The following is a 15,790-nucleotide window of genomic DNA, read 5'->3' as shown; positions in this document are numbered from 1 at the left end:
CCACCGGCGCACGGCCACGGAACGGCCGTCGAACCAGGTCAGGCGACGTCACACCGGCTCGGACCCCGTCAGATGACGATGTTCACCAGCTTCGGCGCCCGCACGATCACCTTGCGGATCTCGGCGCCGCCGAGCGCCGCGACGACGCCCTCGTCGGTCAGGGCCAGCTGCTCCAGGTCCGCCTCGGAGATCGTCGGCGGCACCTCCAGGCGTGCCTTGACCTTGCCCTTGACCTGCACGACGCACGTCACGCTCTCGTCCACGACGTACGCCGGGTCCGCCACCGGGAAGTCCTGGTGGACGACCGAGTCGCCGTGGCCCAGCCGGTGCCACAGCTCCTCGGCGATGTGCGGCGCCAGCGGGGCGACCAGGAGCACCAGTCGCTCGGCGACCGAGCGCTCCAGCGGCCGGCCGGCCTTCGTCAGGGCGTTGTTCAGCTCGGTGATCTTCGCGATGGCCGTGTTGAACCGCAGCGCGGCCATGTCGGCGCCGGCCCCGTCGATCGCCTTGTGCAGGGCCCGCAGGGTGTCCTCGCCGGGCTCGCCGTCCACGACGGTGACCGCGCCGGTCTCCTCGTCGATCACGTTGCGCCACAGGCGCTGCAGCAGGCGGTACTGGCCGACGACGGCGCGGGTGTCCCAGGGACGGGAGACGTCCAGGGGGCCCATCGCCATCTCGTACAGGCGCAGCGTGTCCGCGCCGTACTCCTCGCAGATCTCGTCGGGCGTGACGGCGTTCTTCAGGGACTTGCCCATCTTGCCGTGCTCGCGCTTGACGGGCTGCCCCTGGTAGAAGTAGCCGCCGTCGCGCTCCTCGACCTCGGCCGCCGGAACGTACACACCACGCGCGTCGGTGTAGGCGTAGGCCTGGATCATGCCCTGGTTGAACAGCTTGTGGAACGGCTCGACCGAGGAGACGTGGCCCAGGTCGAACAGCACCTTCGACCAGAAGCGCGCGTACAGCAGGTGCAGCACCGCGTGCTCGGCGCCACCCACGTACAGGTCGACACCGCCGTGCGGGGCGTTCTCGCTCGGGCCCATCCAGTACTGCTCGATGGCCGGGTCGACCAGCGCCTCGGAGTTGTTCGGGTCCAGGTAGCGCAGCTCGTACCAGCAGGAGCCGGCCCAGTTCGGCATGGTGTTGGTCTCGCGGCGGTAGCGCTTGACGCCCTCGCCCCGGCCCAGGTCCAGCTCCACGTCGACCCACGCCTCGTTGCGCGACAGCGGGGTCTCCGGCTTCGACGCGGCGTCGTCCGGCTCGAAGGTGCGCGGCGAGTAGTCCTCGACCTCCGGCAGTTCCAGGGGCAGCATCGAGTCGGGCAGCGGGTGTGCGACGCCGTCCTCGTCGTAGACGATCGGGAAGGGCTCGCCCCAGTAGCGCTGGCGGCTGAACAGCCAGTCGCGCAGGCGGAAGTTGACGGTGCCCTCGCCGAGGCCGCGTTCGGTCAGCCAGTCGGTGATCGCGGCCTTGGCCTCGACGACGCCCAGGCCGTCCAGCGTGATGCCCTCGCCGGTCGAGTTGACGATCGTGCCGTCGTGGGAGGCGAACGCGTCCTCCCACTCGGTCGGGTCGGCGTCGCGGTCGTCGGAGGGCTCCACGACGCAGCGCATCGGCAGCTCGAAGGCCTGCGCGAACGCGAAGTCGCGGGTGTCGTGCGCCGGGACGGCCATGATCGCGCCGGTGCCGTAGCCCATCAGCACGTAGTCCGCGATGAAGACCGGCACCTGGTCGCCGCTGACCGGGTTGATCGCGAACGCGCCGGTGAAGACACCGGTCTTGTCCTTGGCCTCGGCCTGTCGCTCGACGTCCGACTTGGACGCGGCCTGCTTGCGGTACGCGTCGACGGCCTCGCGGGGGTTCGTCGCGCCGCCGGTCCACACCTGGCGGGTGCCCTCGGGCCACTCGGCCGGGACGATCTTCTCGACCAGCTCGTGCTCGGGCGCCAGCACCATGTAGGTGGCGCCGAACAGCGTGTCGGGGCGCGTGGTGAACACCGTGACGGCGTCCTCGCCGACGGCGAAGTCGACGCGTGCGCCCTCGCTGCGGCCGATCCAGTTCCGCTGCTGCAGCTTGATGGCCTCGGGCCAGTCCAGCGCGTCCAGGTCGTCCAGCAGGCGGTCGGCGTACGCCGTGATCCGCATGTTCCACTGGCTCAGCTTGGCCTTGAACACGGGGAAGTTGCCGCGCTCGGAGCGGCCGTCGGCCGTGACCTCCTCGTTCGCCAGGACGGTGCCCAGCCCGGGGCACCAGTTCACGGGCGCGTCGGAGGCGTACGCCAGCCGGAAGCCGTTCAGTACGTCGGCCCGCTCGCCCGCGGTCAGCCCGGCCCACGCGCGGCCGCCCGGAACCTCACGGGAGCCGTCCTCGAAGGCGGCGACCAGTTCGGCGATGGGCCGGGCCTTGGCGGCGTCGGTGTCGTACCAGGAGTTGTAGATCTGCAGGAAGATCCACTGGGTCCACTTGTAGTAGTCCGGGTCGATCGTGGCGAACGAGCGCCGCCGGTCGTGTCCCAGACCCAGCCGGCGCAGCTGGACCTTCATGTTCTCGATGTTCGCCTCGGTCGACACCCGCGGGTGCGTGCCGGTCTGCACGGCGTACTGCTCGGCCGGCAGGCCGAAGGCGTCGAAGCCCAGGGTGTGCAGGACGTTGTGGCCGGTCATCCGCTGGTGACGGGCGAAGACGTCGGTGGCGATGTACCCCAGGGGGTGGCCGACGTGCAGCCCCGCGCCGGACGGGTACGGGAACATGTCCATGATGAACTTCTTGGGGCGCGCGACGACCGCGGGGTCCCCGGCCAGGTCACCCGTCGGGTTGGGGGCCTCGTAGGTCCCCTCCGTGTCCCATACGTCCTGCCAGCGTGCCTCGATGTCGGCGGCCATGGCAGCCGTGTAACGGTGCCCCTCGGCCGCCTCGGGGGCCGGGGTGTTCGTCTCGCTCATGATTTCTGAAGCTCCATCGATCGTCTCTGCCGTCTCTGCCTGCCCAAACGAAAAAACCCCTCGCACAGGAGGGGACGCCGCGCCGATGCCGACCGCATCCGTGGGGCTCGATGGGTCGGGACTGATCAGCGCGGCTCGGTAAGCAGAAGGCGTACGGCACGCATGGCGTCAGGGTACCGCAGCGCCCCCCAGGGCCGCTCGGCCCTTCCGACGTGCGGACACAACGAGAAGCGGGCCACCCGATCCGGGTGGCCCGCTTCTTTCACTGTGGAGCTAAGGAGAATTGAACTCCTGACCTCCTGCATGCCATGCAGGCGCTCTACCAACTGAGCTATAGCCCCTTGTTGTGCTTGTCGTTTCGGTTTCCCTTGCCGGTTCCCCTTGGCGACGTCCCAAACATTACACGGTCATGGCCCTGGTCCAAAAATCGGTTTCCGCGACCTCGGGCCATGTCCGACATGCTCCACTCCGTCACACGTTCACGCCATACCGGCCACGCGCGCCCCGAGGGCCACGCGTGCCTCGCCGGTCGCTCGCGTCGCACCCGTCGCACTGCTCGCGTCCGCGACGCGGGTCACGCTCTCGCGAATTGGTAGAACCGCTTGAGCGTGCAGTGTTCGTCGAGCAGGCGGCCATAGATCGGTTCCCCTTCCAGCTCGCGGTAGGTCTCGATCGGGTCGCCTTTTATGATCAGCGCCCGGGCGCATTCCTCGCACCAGTACTGGTAGTCGGGATTGACCGGGTCCATGTCACGCACGATCGGCGTGCCGTTGTTGCACCAGTCGCACCGCCGCCGGTGTGCACCCATCCGTCAGCGACTCCCTCCCGCGTCGGGCCGTCGTGTCCCCCTCCGGCCGTCCGATTCTGCCATGCCGGTACGGGCCAGGTCAGCCGACGCAAAAGGAACAAACGCAAGGATCCCGCCCCCAGTTGGGGACGGGATCCTGATTGTGGAGCTAAGGAGAATTGAACTCCTGACCTCCTGCATGCCATGCAGGCGCTCTACCAACTGAGCTATAGCCCCGCTCTTCACCACGCTTCCCCCGTTTCCGGTGTTCCGCGCTGCGAACAAGAAGAACTCTAGCCTGTGACCAGCCGGAAAGTGAAATCCGGGTGGAAGCCTCCGAGAGCAGCGCTCAGTCGTCGTCGCCGAGCACCGGTTCCGGCAGCGTGCCGGCGTTGTGCTCCATCAGACGCCAGCCGCGCGCGCCCTCGCCGAGGACGGACCAGCAGCAGTTGGAGAGCCCGCCGAGACCCTCCCAGTGGTACGAGTCCAGGCCCAACAGGCGGCCGATGGTCGTGCGGATGGTGCCGCCGTGGCTGACCACGACCAGCGTGCCGCCCTGCGGCAGCCGGTCGGCGTGGCGCAGCACGACCGGGGCGGCCCGGTCGGCGACCTCGGTCTCCAGCTCCCCGCCGCCGCGGCGGACGGGCTCGCCGCGCTTCCACGCCGCGTACTGCTCGCCGTACTTCGCGAGGATCTCGTCGTGCGTGAGGCCCTGCCACTCGCCGGCGTACGTCTCGCGCAGCGCCTCGTCGTGCTGCACCGCGAGCCCCGTGACGGCGGCCAGTTCGGCGGCCGTGTGGGCGGCCCGCCGGAGGTCGGAGGCCACGATGGCGTCCGGCTTCAGCGAGGCGAGCAGCCGGGCGGCGCGGCGCGCCTGCGCCACACCGGTCTCGGTCAGCTCGATGTCCGTGGAGCCCTGGAAGCGGCGCTCCAGGTTCCACGCGGTCTGGCCGTGTCGCCAGAGGACGATCTTCCTGCCGGTCCTGCCCGATCCGGAGCCGGACGAGGCGTCCGTCCCGGTCGATGCGGTCGTGCCCGTGTCGGTCCCGCTCAGAACAGATCACCGTCCAGTTCGTCGTCGCCCTGCGCCTCGCGCAGCTTGGCGTGCTCCTCGGCCTTGCCGATGGTGAGCTTGGCGTCCTCGGGGAGCTCGATCTCGGGGCAGTCCTTCCACAGGCGCTCCAGCGCGTAGAAGACGCGCTCCTCGCTGTGCTGGACGTGGACGACGATGTCGACGTAGTCCAGCAGGATCCAGCGGGCGTCGCGGTCGCCCTCACGGCGCACCGGCTTGGCGCCGAGCTTCTTGAGCAGCTGCTCCTCGATCTCGTCCACGATCGACTTGACCTGGCGGTCGTTGGGCGCGGAGGCGAGCAGGAAGGCGTCGGTGATCGACAGCACATCGCTGACGTCGTACGCGATGATGTCGTGCGCGAGCCGGTCGGCCGCGGCCTGGGCGGCGGCGGTGATGAGCTCGATGGAGCGGTCCGTGGCGGTCACTGGCCATGCTTTCGGGTTGGCGGGCAGATCCTTACAAGGGTCTCATGTACCGCCGACCCCGCCCGCGCGGAACGTTCCACGCGGGCGAAATCACAGCTCAGGGCCGGATCGGGGGCGTCAGGACGCCTTGTAGTCCCGGCCCAGGACCACCACGACGTCCGCGTTGACGACGTTCTCGGCCTTCTTCACGACGGTCTCCGGCAGCCCCAGCGTCTTGGCCACCTCGACGGCCCGCTCGCGCTGGGCGTCGTCCTGGTAGGTGATCTGCGAGGTCGCGGCCGTGTCGTCGGCCTTGCCGCCGTCGACGAAGGTGTAGCCGCCGTTGAGCAGGGCGGCCTTCGCCGCGTTCTGCGTCTTCTCGTTCCCGGTGGCGTCCTTGAGACCCACCCGGGGGGTGGCGCCGGGCTGCGCGGCCGTGGCGGAGCCGCCGAGGACCTCTTTGACGATCTTCTTGTTGGCCTCGTCGGTGAGGCCGCCGTCCGGCTTCAGCCCGAGGACGTCGGTGCGGTAGGCGCCCACCTTGGCGTGCTCGCCGATCCGCGACAGCAGGCCGCCGAGGTTCTGCGCGTCGAGGGCCGGGTCCAGGATCTGGCCCATGCTCTCGACCGTGGTGGCCGCCGCCTTCGGGTCGGCGGGGATCTTCCGCAGGACCGCGTAGAGCACTTTGCCCAGCCGGTCCAACTGCCGGGCCTCCGGCTCGCCCTGGCCGCGGTGGGTGGCGTACGCCACGGCCATCGCGCCGTTGAGGCTCTGCTTGGGGCCCTTGCCCACCGCCGGGGTCTTGGCCTTGTCATCGGCCGGGACCGCCGTGTCGGTGTCCACCTCGATGCCTCCGATCAGCTCGACCAGGCTCTCCAGGAAGGGGGTGTCCAGGCGCCAGGTGCCGCCGATGTGGGTGCCGAGGACCGAGTCGAGCGCGTCCTTGGTGCCGAGGCCGCCGCCCTCGACGGACGTGCCGAGGGTGATCCCCGCGCCGTCGGCCTGGGGGAGGTCGAGGGTGTTCGGCACCAGCACGGTGGCGCCCCGCTCGGTGGTGACGTTGTCGACGAGCAGCGCCGTGGAGGTGCCGCCCTTCTTGGTGTTGAGCACGTGGACGACGATCATGTCGCGCTTCTGGGCGCCGGGGGCGGCCGCGGCGCCCTTCTTGGCGTCGGGGCCGTCGAGGAAGGGGATCTTGCCCGCGTACCAGAGGTAGCCGAGGCCTCCGACGACGAACAGGGCGAGGACGACGATCAGCGCGACCACCCGGTTGCGGCCCCGGCGGCGGATCTCCTCGCGGCGCTCGGTGCGGCTCTCGGTGAAGGCGAGCCAGTCGATGACGTCGTCGGACTCCTCGTCCGGCTGGTCGATGAAGGCGAACATCCCGGTGTGGTAATCCCGCTCCTCCTCGGATCCGGTGTCGGGCCGGCGCGGCTCGGGGACCTGGGCCGCGGCGGGTTCCGGGGCCCGATCGGGCTCGGCGGGTGCCTGCGGGGCGCCCTGCTGCGGGATCCACTGCCGGGTCTGCTGCCGGGCCTGCGGGCTGTCGTACCCCTGGTCGGGGGCCTGGGCGTACGGCTCCCGGGCGTACTCCCGGCCCGGGTCGCCCGGGGAGGTCTGCTGCGGCTCCTGGTACTGCTGCTGCCCGTACGTCTGCTGGTCGTAGCCGTACTGCTGCGGTTGCTCGTACTGCTGCCGGTACTGCTGTGGATACTGCTGCTGCTCGTATGAGGTGCCCGGCTGCTGCTCGTACCGGGGCGCCTGGGCGGCGGGCTGCGCGGGCACCGGTCCGTACACCGGCTGACCGTACGCGTCATAGCCGATGAGCTGCTGCTCCCGGGCTGCGTACGGGTCGTACGGATCCTGTCGGTCGTTCACCGCGGGCCCCTCTCTCCGAAACCGGAAGCTCAGGCTCCCCGATACAGCTCACGCTTGTCGATGTAGCGCACGACACCGTCCGGCACCAGATACCAGACAGGATCGCCCTTGACGACCCGCGCGCGACAGTCCGTGGAGGAGATCGCCAGCGCGGGGACCTCCACGAGGGAGACGCCCCCCTCGGGCAGCCCGTCGTCGGTGAGCACGTGACCCGGACGGGTGACGCCGATGAAATGCGACAGCGAGAACAGCTCGTCGGCGTTGCGCCAGGTGAGGATCTGCGCGAGGGCGTCGGCGCCGGTGATGAAGAACAGGTCCGCGTCGTCGTTGATCGCCTTGAGGTCCCGCAGGGTGTCGATCGTGTAGGTGGGGCCGCCGCGGTCGATGTCGATGCGGCTCACCGAGAACTGCGGGTTGGAGGCCGTCGCGATGACCGTCATCAGATAACGGTCCTCGGCGGGCGACACGGCCCGCTGCGACTTCTGCCACGGCTCGCCGGTCGGTACGAACACCACCTCGTCGAGGTGGAAGAGGGCGGCCACCTCGCTGGCGGCGACCAAGTGTCCGTGGTGGATCGGGTCGAATGTCCCGCCCATCACGCCGAGCCGGCGCTTGACCGGGCCGGTAGGCATTTCCTGCTCTCCCATGAGCGCAGAGCCTACTGGCCCGGTGAGGCGGCGAGAGACCCGCGTGCGAGCGCGTGCGCGAGGCCGCTCTAGCGGTCGCGGTTCAGGCGGGTGGTCACCCAGAGCATCAGCAGCAGGATCACGAACGCGCCGCCACCGGTCAGGTACGGGCTCAGGCTGTCGTGGTTGCCGCCGTGCTCGGCGCCGCCCTCCGAGGCGAGCACGACCAGGTTGTGGGCGGTGGTGGAGAGGCTCATCAGGCAGATACCTATCGAGTCGGGGACCGGGCGGAGACTTCGCTCACATCGTATGCGGGGCCCTTGGGCACGCTCACGCCGACTCGGACGTTGGAGAGGATGGACGCAGAAGCGGACAGGTCGATCAAGGGGGAGGGCAAGATGACGGACACCGGTTTCGAGAAGGTGCCGGCGCGGAACCGCAGGAGGTTCCCCGGCATTTCCTCGCGGGCGTACGAACATCCGGCGGACCGCTCGGCGCTGGTCGCGCTGCGCAAGCTCAGCGGCTTCGACACGGTGTTCAAGGCCCTGAGCGGGCTGCTGCCCGAGCGCAGCCTGCGGCTGTTGTTCCTGTCGGAGTCGGTGCGGGTGGGCGAGACCCAGTTCCCGCACCTGCACGGGATGTTGCGGGACGCCTGTTACATCCTGGACCTGGAGAAGGTCCCGCAGATGTACGTCCAGCAGGACCCGAAGCCCAACGCCATGTGCATCGGGCTGGACGAGCCGATCATCGTCGTCACGACGGGGCTCGTCGAACTCCTCGACGAGGAGGAGATGCGGGCGGTCGTGGGCCACGAGGTGGGGCACGCGCTGTCCGGGCACGCCGTCTACCGCACGGTGCTGCTGTTCCTGACGGGTCTGGCGATGAAGGTCGCGTGGATCCCGCTGGGCAATGTGGCGATCATGGCGCTCGTCACCGCGCTGCGGGAGTGGTTCCGCAAGTCCGAGCTGTCGGCGGACCGGGCCGGGCTGCTGGTGGGTCAGGACGTGAACGCCTCGATGCGCGGCCTGATGAAGATCGCGGGCGGCAACCACCTGCACGAGATGAACGTGGACGCCTTCCTGGCCCAGGCCGAGGAGTACGAGTCGAGCGGGGACCTGCGCGACTCCGTGCTGAAGATCCTCAACGTGCTGCCGCGCTCGCACCCCTTCACCACGGTCCGCGCGGCCGAGCTGAAGAAGTGGTCGCAGAACCGCGACTACCAGCGGATCATGGACGGCCACTACCCGCGGCGGGACGAGGACAAGGACGCCTCGGTGAGCGATACCTTCCGGCAGTCCGCCTCGCACTACGCCGACTCGGTGCGCACCAGCAAGGACCCGCTGATGAAGCTGGTCGGCGACCTCGCCGGCGGTGCGGGCGACCTGGGCGGCAAGCTCCGTGACAAGTTCACCGGGGCCGGGGCCGGCGCGGCGAACGGTTCCGCGGGCGCCGGCGAGGGCAAGGGCTCCCCCGGCGGCGCTACGGAGCAGCCGGGCTGACGGGGCCGACGGCTGCCGGCGGAGGGTCCTGGGGGTTCGTGGGCGGCGCCAGGACCCCGCAGAGCCCGGCGGCGCGCCGCGGGTGGCCGGAGGCGTACGGGTCGCTCGCGGCCGGACCGACGGTGGTGGGCGCGGCCCCGGCGAGCAGCGGCCGGAAGCCCGCCGCGGGCTCGGAGGCGCAGTCCTGGGGGCCTGCCATCACGTAGGCGGAGGCCAGCTCCGCCCGGCGTGCGACGAGGTCCTCGCGGTCGAGGCGCAGCCGCAGTTCGCGCCGGACGGTGAAGAGCGAGGCGCCGTCGGCGGCCGACGGCTGCCCGCCGGCGGCGCGCACGACGTAGACGAAGGTGTGGTCGGTGGTGATCTCCAGCACCTGGGAGGAGATCTCCTGGTAGGCGAGGGTGCCGCTCACCCGGACCCTGGGGTCGGCCACGGCGGCGACGGCGGGGTCGAAGCGCACCAGCCATCCGGTGGCGGCGTGCCGCCCGTCGCCGACGGGCGCGGTCATGCTCCGGTCGAACTGCGCGAGCTGGTCGGGGTCGAGGAGGACCCGTACGGGCCGGGTGGCGGCCCCGGCGAGGACGTCCGGGTCCAGCCCCGACTGCACCAGGTAGTCCTTGGCGACGGACAGCGCGGAGACGATCTGGCTCTCGCTGAAATGGTGGGTGCGGCGTACGGCCGGCAGGGTGATCCCGGCCGCCCCGATGCGGTAATCGGCCGCCGGACTCTTCGCGAACAGATCGGCCGGGTTCCCGCCGGGCACGACGGTGGTCGGTGCCAGCGGGACGACGGTGGCCGCGAGCGGCTCCGCGGTCGTCCCGGGCGCGGGCACGTACGGGCTGCGCAGGCCCATGTAGACGGCGGCCGCGAAGGCCGCGGCGATGAGGAGCACGAGCAGCAGGCCCTGTCGGGCGCCGCGGCTCGGTGTGCCGTCGCGGTGGCCCGAGGAGCCGCTTCCCGACCAGATGGACCGGCTGCGGACCGCCCGGGCGTGCTCGCCCATGCGTTCCTCGGCGGAGTACTCCTGGAGGCGGGCGGCCCGCACGAAGTCCTCGTCGAACACGACCGACCGGTACTCGTCCGGCCGGAACTCGTCATCGCCCTCGCCGATGCCGTCGGGGGCGCCGTTGGGTGGGTCTCCTGGAACGGCCATCGCTTCTCCCCGCTGTCCCCGCTTCAGAGAAGCCCCCGGATCCGGTGAACGCAAGCGGGGCGTACTTTCAGGGTTGGCGGCCGACGGGGTACGTAAACGCTCCGACGCCGGTGACTTCGCGCTGCGGGGTGCTGGCTGGGGCGGGTGCGTGGTCCGCGTCTCCTGAGGCGCTGCGGTACACGGCGCTGAAGGCGAGGGCGATCATTCCGAGGCCCATCACGAAGGCGAGCACCCAGGCGACGGGGCGCAGCCAGGGTGCCCGGCCGCGGTAGGGGCGCATGCTGCCGCCGTAGGCCCCGTAGGGCCCTTCGGCGTAGCCGCGGCCGTAGGGGCCGTGTTCCCAGCCGGGCTCGTCGAGACCGTAGCCGTCGGGGTGGCCGTAGGCGTACCCGTCGTGGTCGTCCTCGGTCGTCCAGCCGCCGGCCACGCGTGCGGCCTCGGCCTCGGCACGCGCCCGGTCGGCGGCCCGCTGCCGCTCGGCCGCGCTCGGTTCATGGATCTCGGCGTTCCGGACGAAGGCCTCGTCGAACACCACGGAGGCGAAGTGCTGATCCGCGCCTCCGCGGTCGTCGTCGGGCTCCCCGTCGTCCGGGAACGGCTTGCCCCCCACGTCGTCCGGCACGGGACCAGCGTAGACCTGGGGGGCCGCTTTGGGCAGGGTGTCCGCCGAATTCCCGGGCACCCGGAGTTCCCCGTCCGACTACCGAACGTGACCGTCGCCGGTGACGATGTACTTGGTGGAGGTGAGCTCCGGAAGGCCCATCGGGCCCCGGGCGTGCAGCTTCTGCGTGGAGATGCCGATCTCCGCGCCGAAGCCGAACTGACCACCGTCCGTGAAGCGGGTGGAGGCATTCACCGCCACCGTGGTCGAGTCGACCAGTTGGGTGAAGCGGCGCGCGGCGGCCTGCGAGGTGGTGACGATCGCCTCGGTGTGCCCCGAGGTCCAACGGCGGATGTGCGTGACGGCGTCGTCGAGGGAGTCCACGACGGCCGCGGCGATGTCGTAGGACAGGTACTCGGCCGCCCAGTCCTCGTCGGTGGCGGGCAGTGCGGTGACCTTGGAACCCTCGGCGTACGCGAGGACCTCGCCGTCGCCGTGGACGGTCACTCCGGCGTCGGCGAGGGCGTCGAGGGCGAGCGGCAGGAACGCGGCGGCGATGTCCCGGTGGACCAGGAGGGTCTCGGCGGAGTTGCAGACCGAGGGGCGCTGCGCCTTGGAGTTGACGAGGATGTCCACGGCCATGCCGAGGTCGGCCTGGGCGTCGACGTAGACGTGGCAGTTGCCCGTGCCGGTCTCGATCACCGGGACGATGGACTCCTCGACGACGGTCTTGATGAGCGAGGCTCCGCCGCGCGGGATCAGCACGTCGACGAGGCCGCGGGCGCGCATCAGCTCGCGGACGGAGTCGCGGGACTCGCCGGGGACGAGCTGGATGGCGTCGGCGGGCAGTCCGGCGGTCGCGATGGCGTCTCGGAGGATGGCGACGAGCGCGCTGTTGGAGGCGTAGGCGGAGGAACTGCCGCGCAGCAGCACGGCGTTGCCGGACTTGAGGCACAACGCGGCGGCGTCGACGGTGACGTTGGGGCGGGCCTCGTAGATGATGCCGACGACGCCGAGCGGTACCCGGATCTGGCGGAGGTCGATGCCGTTGGGGAGGGTGGAGCCGCGGACGACCTCGCCGACGGGGTCGGGGAGGGCGGCCACGTCGCGGACGTCGGAGGCGATCGCGGCGATGCGCTCGGGGGTCAGGGTGAGACGGTCGATGACGGTCTCGCTCGTGCCCGCCTCCCGGGCCTTGGCGGTGTCGAGGGCGTTGGCCTCGACGATCTCCGCGGTACGGGCCTCCAGTGCGTCCGCGATGGTCAGGAGGGCCGTGTCCTTGGCGGACCGCGGGAGTGGGGCGATGGCTGCGGCGGCCGTCCGGGCGGCTTGCGCGGTGGCGATCACGGGGGAGGCTGCGGTGGCGTCGTCGAGCGAGGTCATGCGGCCCAGGGTAAGCCCCGGTACCGGCCGGACCGACGGGGTTTCACCCCGCGAGACGGACCCCCGCGCGACGGCCCGCCGCGCACCGGGCCGGCGCGGGGCGGCGGCGTCGCGCGGGGGCCCTCCCCGGGCCCGTCCTCGCGTTCAGTAGGGGTGCACGCCCACCGGGTGGGCCGGGGGCGGGCCGTACCCCTCGGCCACGCGCTGGTGGTAGGTCGCGCGGTCGATGACCTCCAGGCCGACGATCTCCCAGGGCGGGAGCTGCGCGGAGGACCGGTGCTCGCCCCAGAGCCGCAGGGCGACGGCGGCCGCGTCGTGCAGGTCGCGGGCCTCCTCCCAGTACCGGATCTCGGCGTGGTCGTCGGCGTACCGGCTGGTCAGCAGGAAGGGATGGTCGTGAGCGAGCTGTTCCAGCCCGCGCCGGACCTCGGACAACGGCGCCGGCTTGCCGGAGACGCTCAGGGTGACGTGCCAGAGGCGAGAGGTGTCCGGCTCGTCCCCGTTGCCGCCCCCGCCAACGCCGCCGTCACCGTCCCCGGTGCCGACGCTGGTCAGCGCTCGTCTCACCAGCCGCCTCCTGTCTGCGCTACGCGTGTCCGCCCCACACAGTTGACCAGTCCTCGGCCGGCCGCGCGGCGGTTTTGCCGAACCTCAGCCCTGCAGCAGGACCAGATCGTCACGATGGACGACCTCCCGCTCGTACGCGGGTCCGAGCTCCCGCGCGAGCTCGCGAGTGGAGCGGCCGAGGAGCTGCGGGAGTTCCTTGGCGTCGAAGTTGACCAGCCCCCTGGCCACGGCGCGGCCGTCGGTGGCGCGCAGCTCGACCGGATCGCCTGCGACGAAGTCGCCCTCGACGCCGGCGATCCCGGCGGCCAGCAGGGAACTGCCGCGTTCGGTGACGGCGCGGACCGCCCCGTCGTCCAGTACGAGGTGCCCCTGGGGGGTGGAGGCGTGTTGGAGCCAGAGCAGCCGGTCCGCCGAGCGGCGGCCCGTGGAGTGGAAGAGGGTGCCCGTGGCGCGCCCGGCGAGGGCGTCGGTGGCCTGGCTGGCGGAGGTCAGGACGACGGGGATGCCGGCGGCCGCCGCGATGCGGGCGGCCTCGACCTTGGTGACCATGCCGCCGGTGCCCACGCCCGCCTTGCCGGCGCTGCCGATGGAGACGTGCGCGATGTCCTCGGGGCCGCGCACCTCGTCGATGCGGGTGGTGCCGGGGAGCGCGGGGTCGCCGTCGTAGAGGCCGTCCACGTCGGACAGCAGCACGAGCAGGTCGGCGCGGACGAGGTGGGCGACCAGGGCGGCGAGCCGGTCGTTGTCGCCGAACCGGATCTCGTCCGTGGCGACGGTGTCGTTCTCGTTGACCACCGGGAGGGCGCCCATGGCGAGGAGCTGGTCCAGCGTCCGGTAGGCGTTGCGGTAGTGCGCGCGGCGGCTGGTGTCGTCGGTGGTCAGCAGGACCTGGCCGACGCGGACGCCGTAGCGGGCGAAGGACGCGGTGTACCGGGCGACGAGCAGGCCCTGTCCGACGCTGGCGGCGGCCTGCTGGCGGGCCAGGTCGGTGGGCCGGCGGCGCAGGCCCAGCGGGGACAGTCCGGCGGCGATGGCGCCGGAGGAGACCAGGACGATCTCCTTCTCGCCGCCGCTGCGGGCCTTGGCCAGTACATCGACCAGGGCGTCCACCCGGTCCGCGTCGAGCCCGCCGGTGGCGGTGGTCAGGGAGGAGGAGCCGACCTTGACCACGATCCTGCGGGCGTCCACGACGCTCTGCCTAGCCGCTGACACGTCTGTCCCCTTGCCCCTTGCCTGATGTTCCCGGCGCCTTGCCGCAGCGCCGGGAACTCAATCTACGGGGTGGCCCGTGGGGGCCGCGCGCGGGTTTCAGAGGGTGGACGAACCGCGGGCCGGACCGGCTTGCGCCGCGGCCGCGGCGCCCGGCACCAGGATTTTGCGGGACAGCAGGAAGGTGAACGGGATGGCCACGACGGCGGCGACGAGCGGGGCGATCCGGTCGTCCATGCCGGCCCACTGCACCAGGACGAACAGGCCGACCGACTGGATCACGTAGTTGGTGATGTTCGTCAGCGGGAAGAGGGCGAACTTCTTCCACGTGGGCCGGGTCCGGTAGGTGAAGTAGGTGTTCATGAAGAACGAGCCGACCATCGACAGCAGGAAGGCGAGCGTGTACGCGGCGAAGTACGGCATCCACGGGTGCAGGAGCAGGTAGATGCCGAAGAAGGTCGCCGTGTTGACGCCGCCCACCAGGCCGAAGCGGACGATCTGCCCCAGCTGTTCCCGTCGGGTGCTCGGGGGCGCCGGGGCGCTCCCGGTCACCGGCGGGTGACCGGGGGCGGGGACGTTCGAGGTCATCGGCGGCTGCGCTCCGAGATCACGGCTTCGGAGACCCCGGGCACCCGCTCCGCGCCGTGCGCCTCCTTGACCAGGAAGTGCGGGCGGCGCTTGGACTCGTAGTAGATGCGGCCGATGTACTCGCCGATCAGCCCGAGCATGATCATCTGTACGCCGCCCAGGCCGGTGATGAGCGCCACGAGCGTGACGTAACCCGGCGACTCGACCCCGTACGTGATCGCCATCACGGTGGTCCACAGGGCGTACAGGCCGGTGAGTGCGACCAACGACACGCCGAGCCAGATCCCGATCCGCAGCGGACGGTTGTTGAAGGAGATCAACCCGTCCATGCCGTAGTTCAGGAGGGCGCCGAACTTCCACTTCGTCTCGCCGGCCTCGCGCTGGGCGTTGCGGTAGTCGAAGTGGACCGTGTCGAAGCCGATCCAGGAGAAGAGTCCCTTGGAGAAGCGGTTGTACTCGGGGAGCGCGAGGAGGGCGTCCACGGCGGGGCGCGAGAGCAGCCGGAAGTCGCCGACGCCGTCGGTGAGCTCGACGTCCACCCAGCGGTTGACGCCTCGGTAGTACAGGCGGCTGAGCGCGGAGCGGACCTTCTTGTCGCCCTCGCGGGTGCGGCGGGCGATGACCTGGTCGTGCCCCTGCCGGTAGTGCTCCAGCATGGTGGCGATGAGCTCCGGCGGGTGCTGGAGGTCCGCGTCCATGATCACCACGGCGTCGCCGGTGGCCTCGCGCAGTCCGGCGAGCATGCCCGACTCCTTGCCGAAGTTACGGCTGAAGGAGACGTAGCGCGTCTGGTCGCCGTAGTCCGCGGCGATCTTGCGGAGTTTTTCGAGCGTCCCATCCCGGCTACCGTCGTCGACGTAGCAAACCTCGTACTCGATGGGCAGGGTGTCGAGAACCCTGCGGATCTCTGCGTCGAAGCGGTCGATGACGGCTTCTTCGTTGTAGCAGGGAACAACTACGGACAGCTTGGTCATGAACACTTCCTGCCGGATCCGAACGGGTGATTGTCGACGACTGACTCGACACCACCACCTCTTGAGAAGTATGCACGGCCGAGCCGCGCTGCCCGAGTCGAGTGCCGCACACG

14 protein-coding genes, 2 tRNA genes and 1 pseudogene are annotated in these 15,790 nt (G+C 70.8%); 1 reads left to right on the top strand and 16 read right to left on the bottom strand.

Annotated features, from left to right (window positions below; genetic code table 11):
• Positions 1-68: 68 nt before the first annotated feature.
• The 9 genes from leuS to OG906_RS22675 all read right to left on the bottom strand — a co-directional run bounded on the left by leuS (position 69) and on the right by OG906_RS22675 (position 7,963).
• Complete coding sequence (gene leuS, locus OG906_RS22715; protein ID WP_329445323.1) at positions 69-2,939, bottom strand: leucine--tRNA ligase; 2,871 nt, start codon at positions 2,937-2,939, stop codon at positions 69-71.
• A gap of 268 nt (positions 2,940-3,207) precedes the next feature.
• Positions 3,208-3,280, bottom strand: a tRNA-Ala gene (locus tag OG906_RS22710).
• Between the two features lie 233 nt (positions 3,281-3,513).
• Positions 3,514-3,747 carry a hypothetical protein gene (locus OG906_RS22705; protein WP_008738908.1) on the bottom strand — a complete coding sequence of 78 codons (234 nt, stop codon included), beginning with the start codon at positions 3,745-3,747 and terminating at the stop codon, positions 3,514-3,516.
• 143 nt (positions 3,748-3,890) lie between these two features.
• Positions 3,891-3,963 (bottom strand) — tRNA-Ala (locus tag OG906_RS22700).
• Positions 3,964-4,075: 112 nt separating this feature from the next.
• The gene (locus tag OG906_RS22695) at positions 4,076-4,780 is read right to left on the bottom strand and encodes a histidine phosphatase family protein (protein WP_385637874.1); all 705 of its coding nucleotides are present in this window, start codon (positions 4,778-4,780) and stop codon (positions 4,076-4,078) included.
• Positions 4,777-5,223: a ribosome silencing factor gene (rsfS, locus tag OG906_RS22690; RefSeq protein WP_053674983.1), complete on the bottom strand. Its 447-nt coding sequence runs from the start codon at positions 5,221-5,223 to the stop codon at positions 4,777-4,779. The genes OG906_RS22695 and rsfS overlap by 4 nt, the downstream gene beginning before the upstream one ends.
• A 117-nt stretch (positions 5,224-5,340) precedes the next feature.
• Positions 5,341-7,080, bottom strand: a complete 1,740-nt coding sequence (locus tag OG906_RS22685; protein ID WP_329445320.1) for an LCP family protein — start codon at positions 7,078-7,080, stop codon at positions 5,341-5,343.
• Between the two features lie 29 nt (positions 7,081-7,109).
• Entirely contained in the window at positions 7,110-7,727 is a 618-nt protein-coding gene (nadD, locus tag OG906_RS22680) for a nicotinate-nucleotide adenylyltransferase (RefSeq protein WP_329445318.1), read from the bottom strand.
• Positions 7,728-7,795: 68 nt separating this feature from the next.
• Complete coding sequence (locus tag OG906_RS22675; RefSeq protein ID WP_199826412.1) at positions 7,796-7,963, bottom strand: hypothetical protein; 168 nt, start codon at positions 7,961-7,963, stop codon at positions 7,796-7,798.
• 141 nt (positions 7,964-8,104) lie between these two features.
• On the opposite strand from OG906_RS22675, the gene OG906_RS22670 reads away from it, so the two are divergent.
• Positions 8,105-9,205: a M48 family metallopeptidase gene (locus OG906_RS22670; protein ID WP_329448099.1), complete on the top strand. Its 1,101-nt coding sequence runs from the start codon at positions 8,105-8,107 to the stop codon at positions 9,203-9,205.
• Here OG906_RS22670 and OG906_RS22665 read toward each other — a convergent pair.
• From OG906_RS22665 to OG906_RS22635, 7 genes and pseudogenes are all read right to left on the bottom strand, one after another.
• The gene (locus tag OG906_RS22665; RefSeq protein WP_329445316.1) at positions 9,186-10,355 is read right to left on the bottom strand and encodes an SCO2583 family membrane protein; all 1,170 of its coding nucleotides are present in this window, start codon (positions 10,353-10,355) and stop codon (positions 9,186-9,188) included. The genes OG906_RS22670 and OG906_RS22665 overlap by 20 nt on opposite strands.
• Positions 10,356-10,422: 67 nt before the next feature.
• Entirely contained in the window at positions 10,423-10,977 is a 555-nt protein-coding gene (locus OG906_RS22660) for an SCO2584 family spore wall biosynthesis protein (protein WP_329445314.1), read from the bottom strand.
• Positions 10,978-11,055: 78 nt separating this feature from the next.
• A pseudogene (locus OG906_RS22655) lies at positions 11,056-12,369 on the bottom strand (glutamate-5-semialdehyde dehydrogenase); the annotation flags it as partial.
• A 114-nt stretch (positions 12,370-12,483) separates the two neighbouring features.
• Positions 12,484-12,948 carry a hypothetical protein gene (locus OG906_RS22650; protein ID WP_267798826.1) on the bottom strand — a complete coding sequence of 155 codons (465 nt, stop codon included), beginning with the start codon at positions 12,946-12,948 and terminating at the stop codon, positions 12,484-12,486.
• Positions 12,949-12,990: 42 nt separating this feature from the next.
• A complete protein-coding gene (gene proB, locus OG906_RS22645; RefSeq protein WP_267798805.1) occupies positions 12,991-14,118 on the bottom strand; it encodes a glutamate 5-kinase in 1,128 nt (375 codons plus the stop codon).
• 96 nt (positions 14,119-14,214) lie between these two features.
• Positions 14,215-14,703 carry a GtrA family protein gene (locus tag OG906_RS22640; RefSeq protein ID WP_329445312.1) on the bottom strand — a complete coding sequence of 163 codons (489 nt, stop codon included), beginning with the start codon at positions 14,701-14,703 and terminating at the stop codon, positions 14,215-14,217.
• Positions 14,700-15,677, bottom strand: coding sequence for a glycosyltransferase family 2 protein (locus tag OG906_RS22635; protein ID WP_267798803.1), 978 nt, complete (start codon positions 15,675-15,677; stop codon positions 14,700-14,702). The genes OG906_RS22640 and OG906_RS22635 overlap by 4 nt, the downstream gene beginning before the upstream one ends.
• Between the last annotated feature and the right edge of the window lie 113 nt (positions 15,678-15,790).

The sequence above is a fragment of the Streptomyces sp. NBC_01426 genome (genome assembly GCF_036231985.1).
Classification (GTDB): domain Bacteria; phylum Actinomycetota; class Actinomycetes; order Streptomycetales; family Streptomycetaceae; genus Streptomyces.
This window is presented reverse-complemented; position numbering and strand designations above follow the sequence as displayed.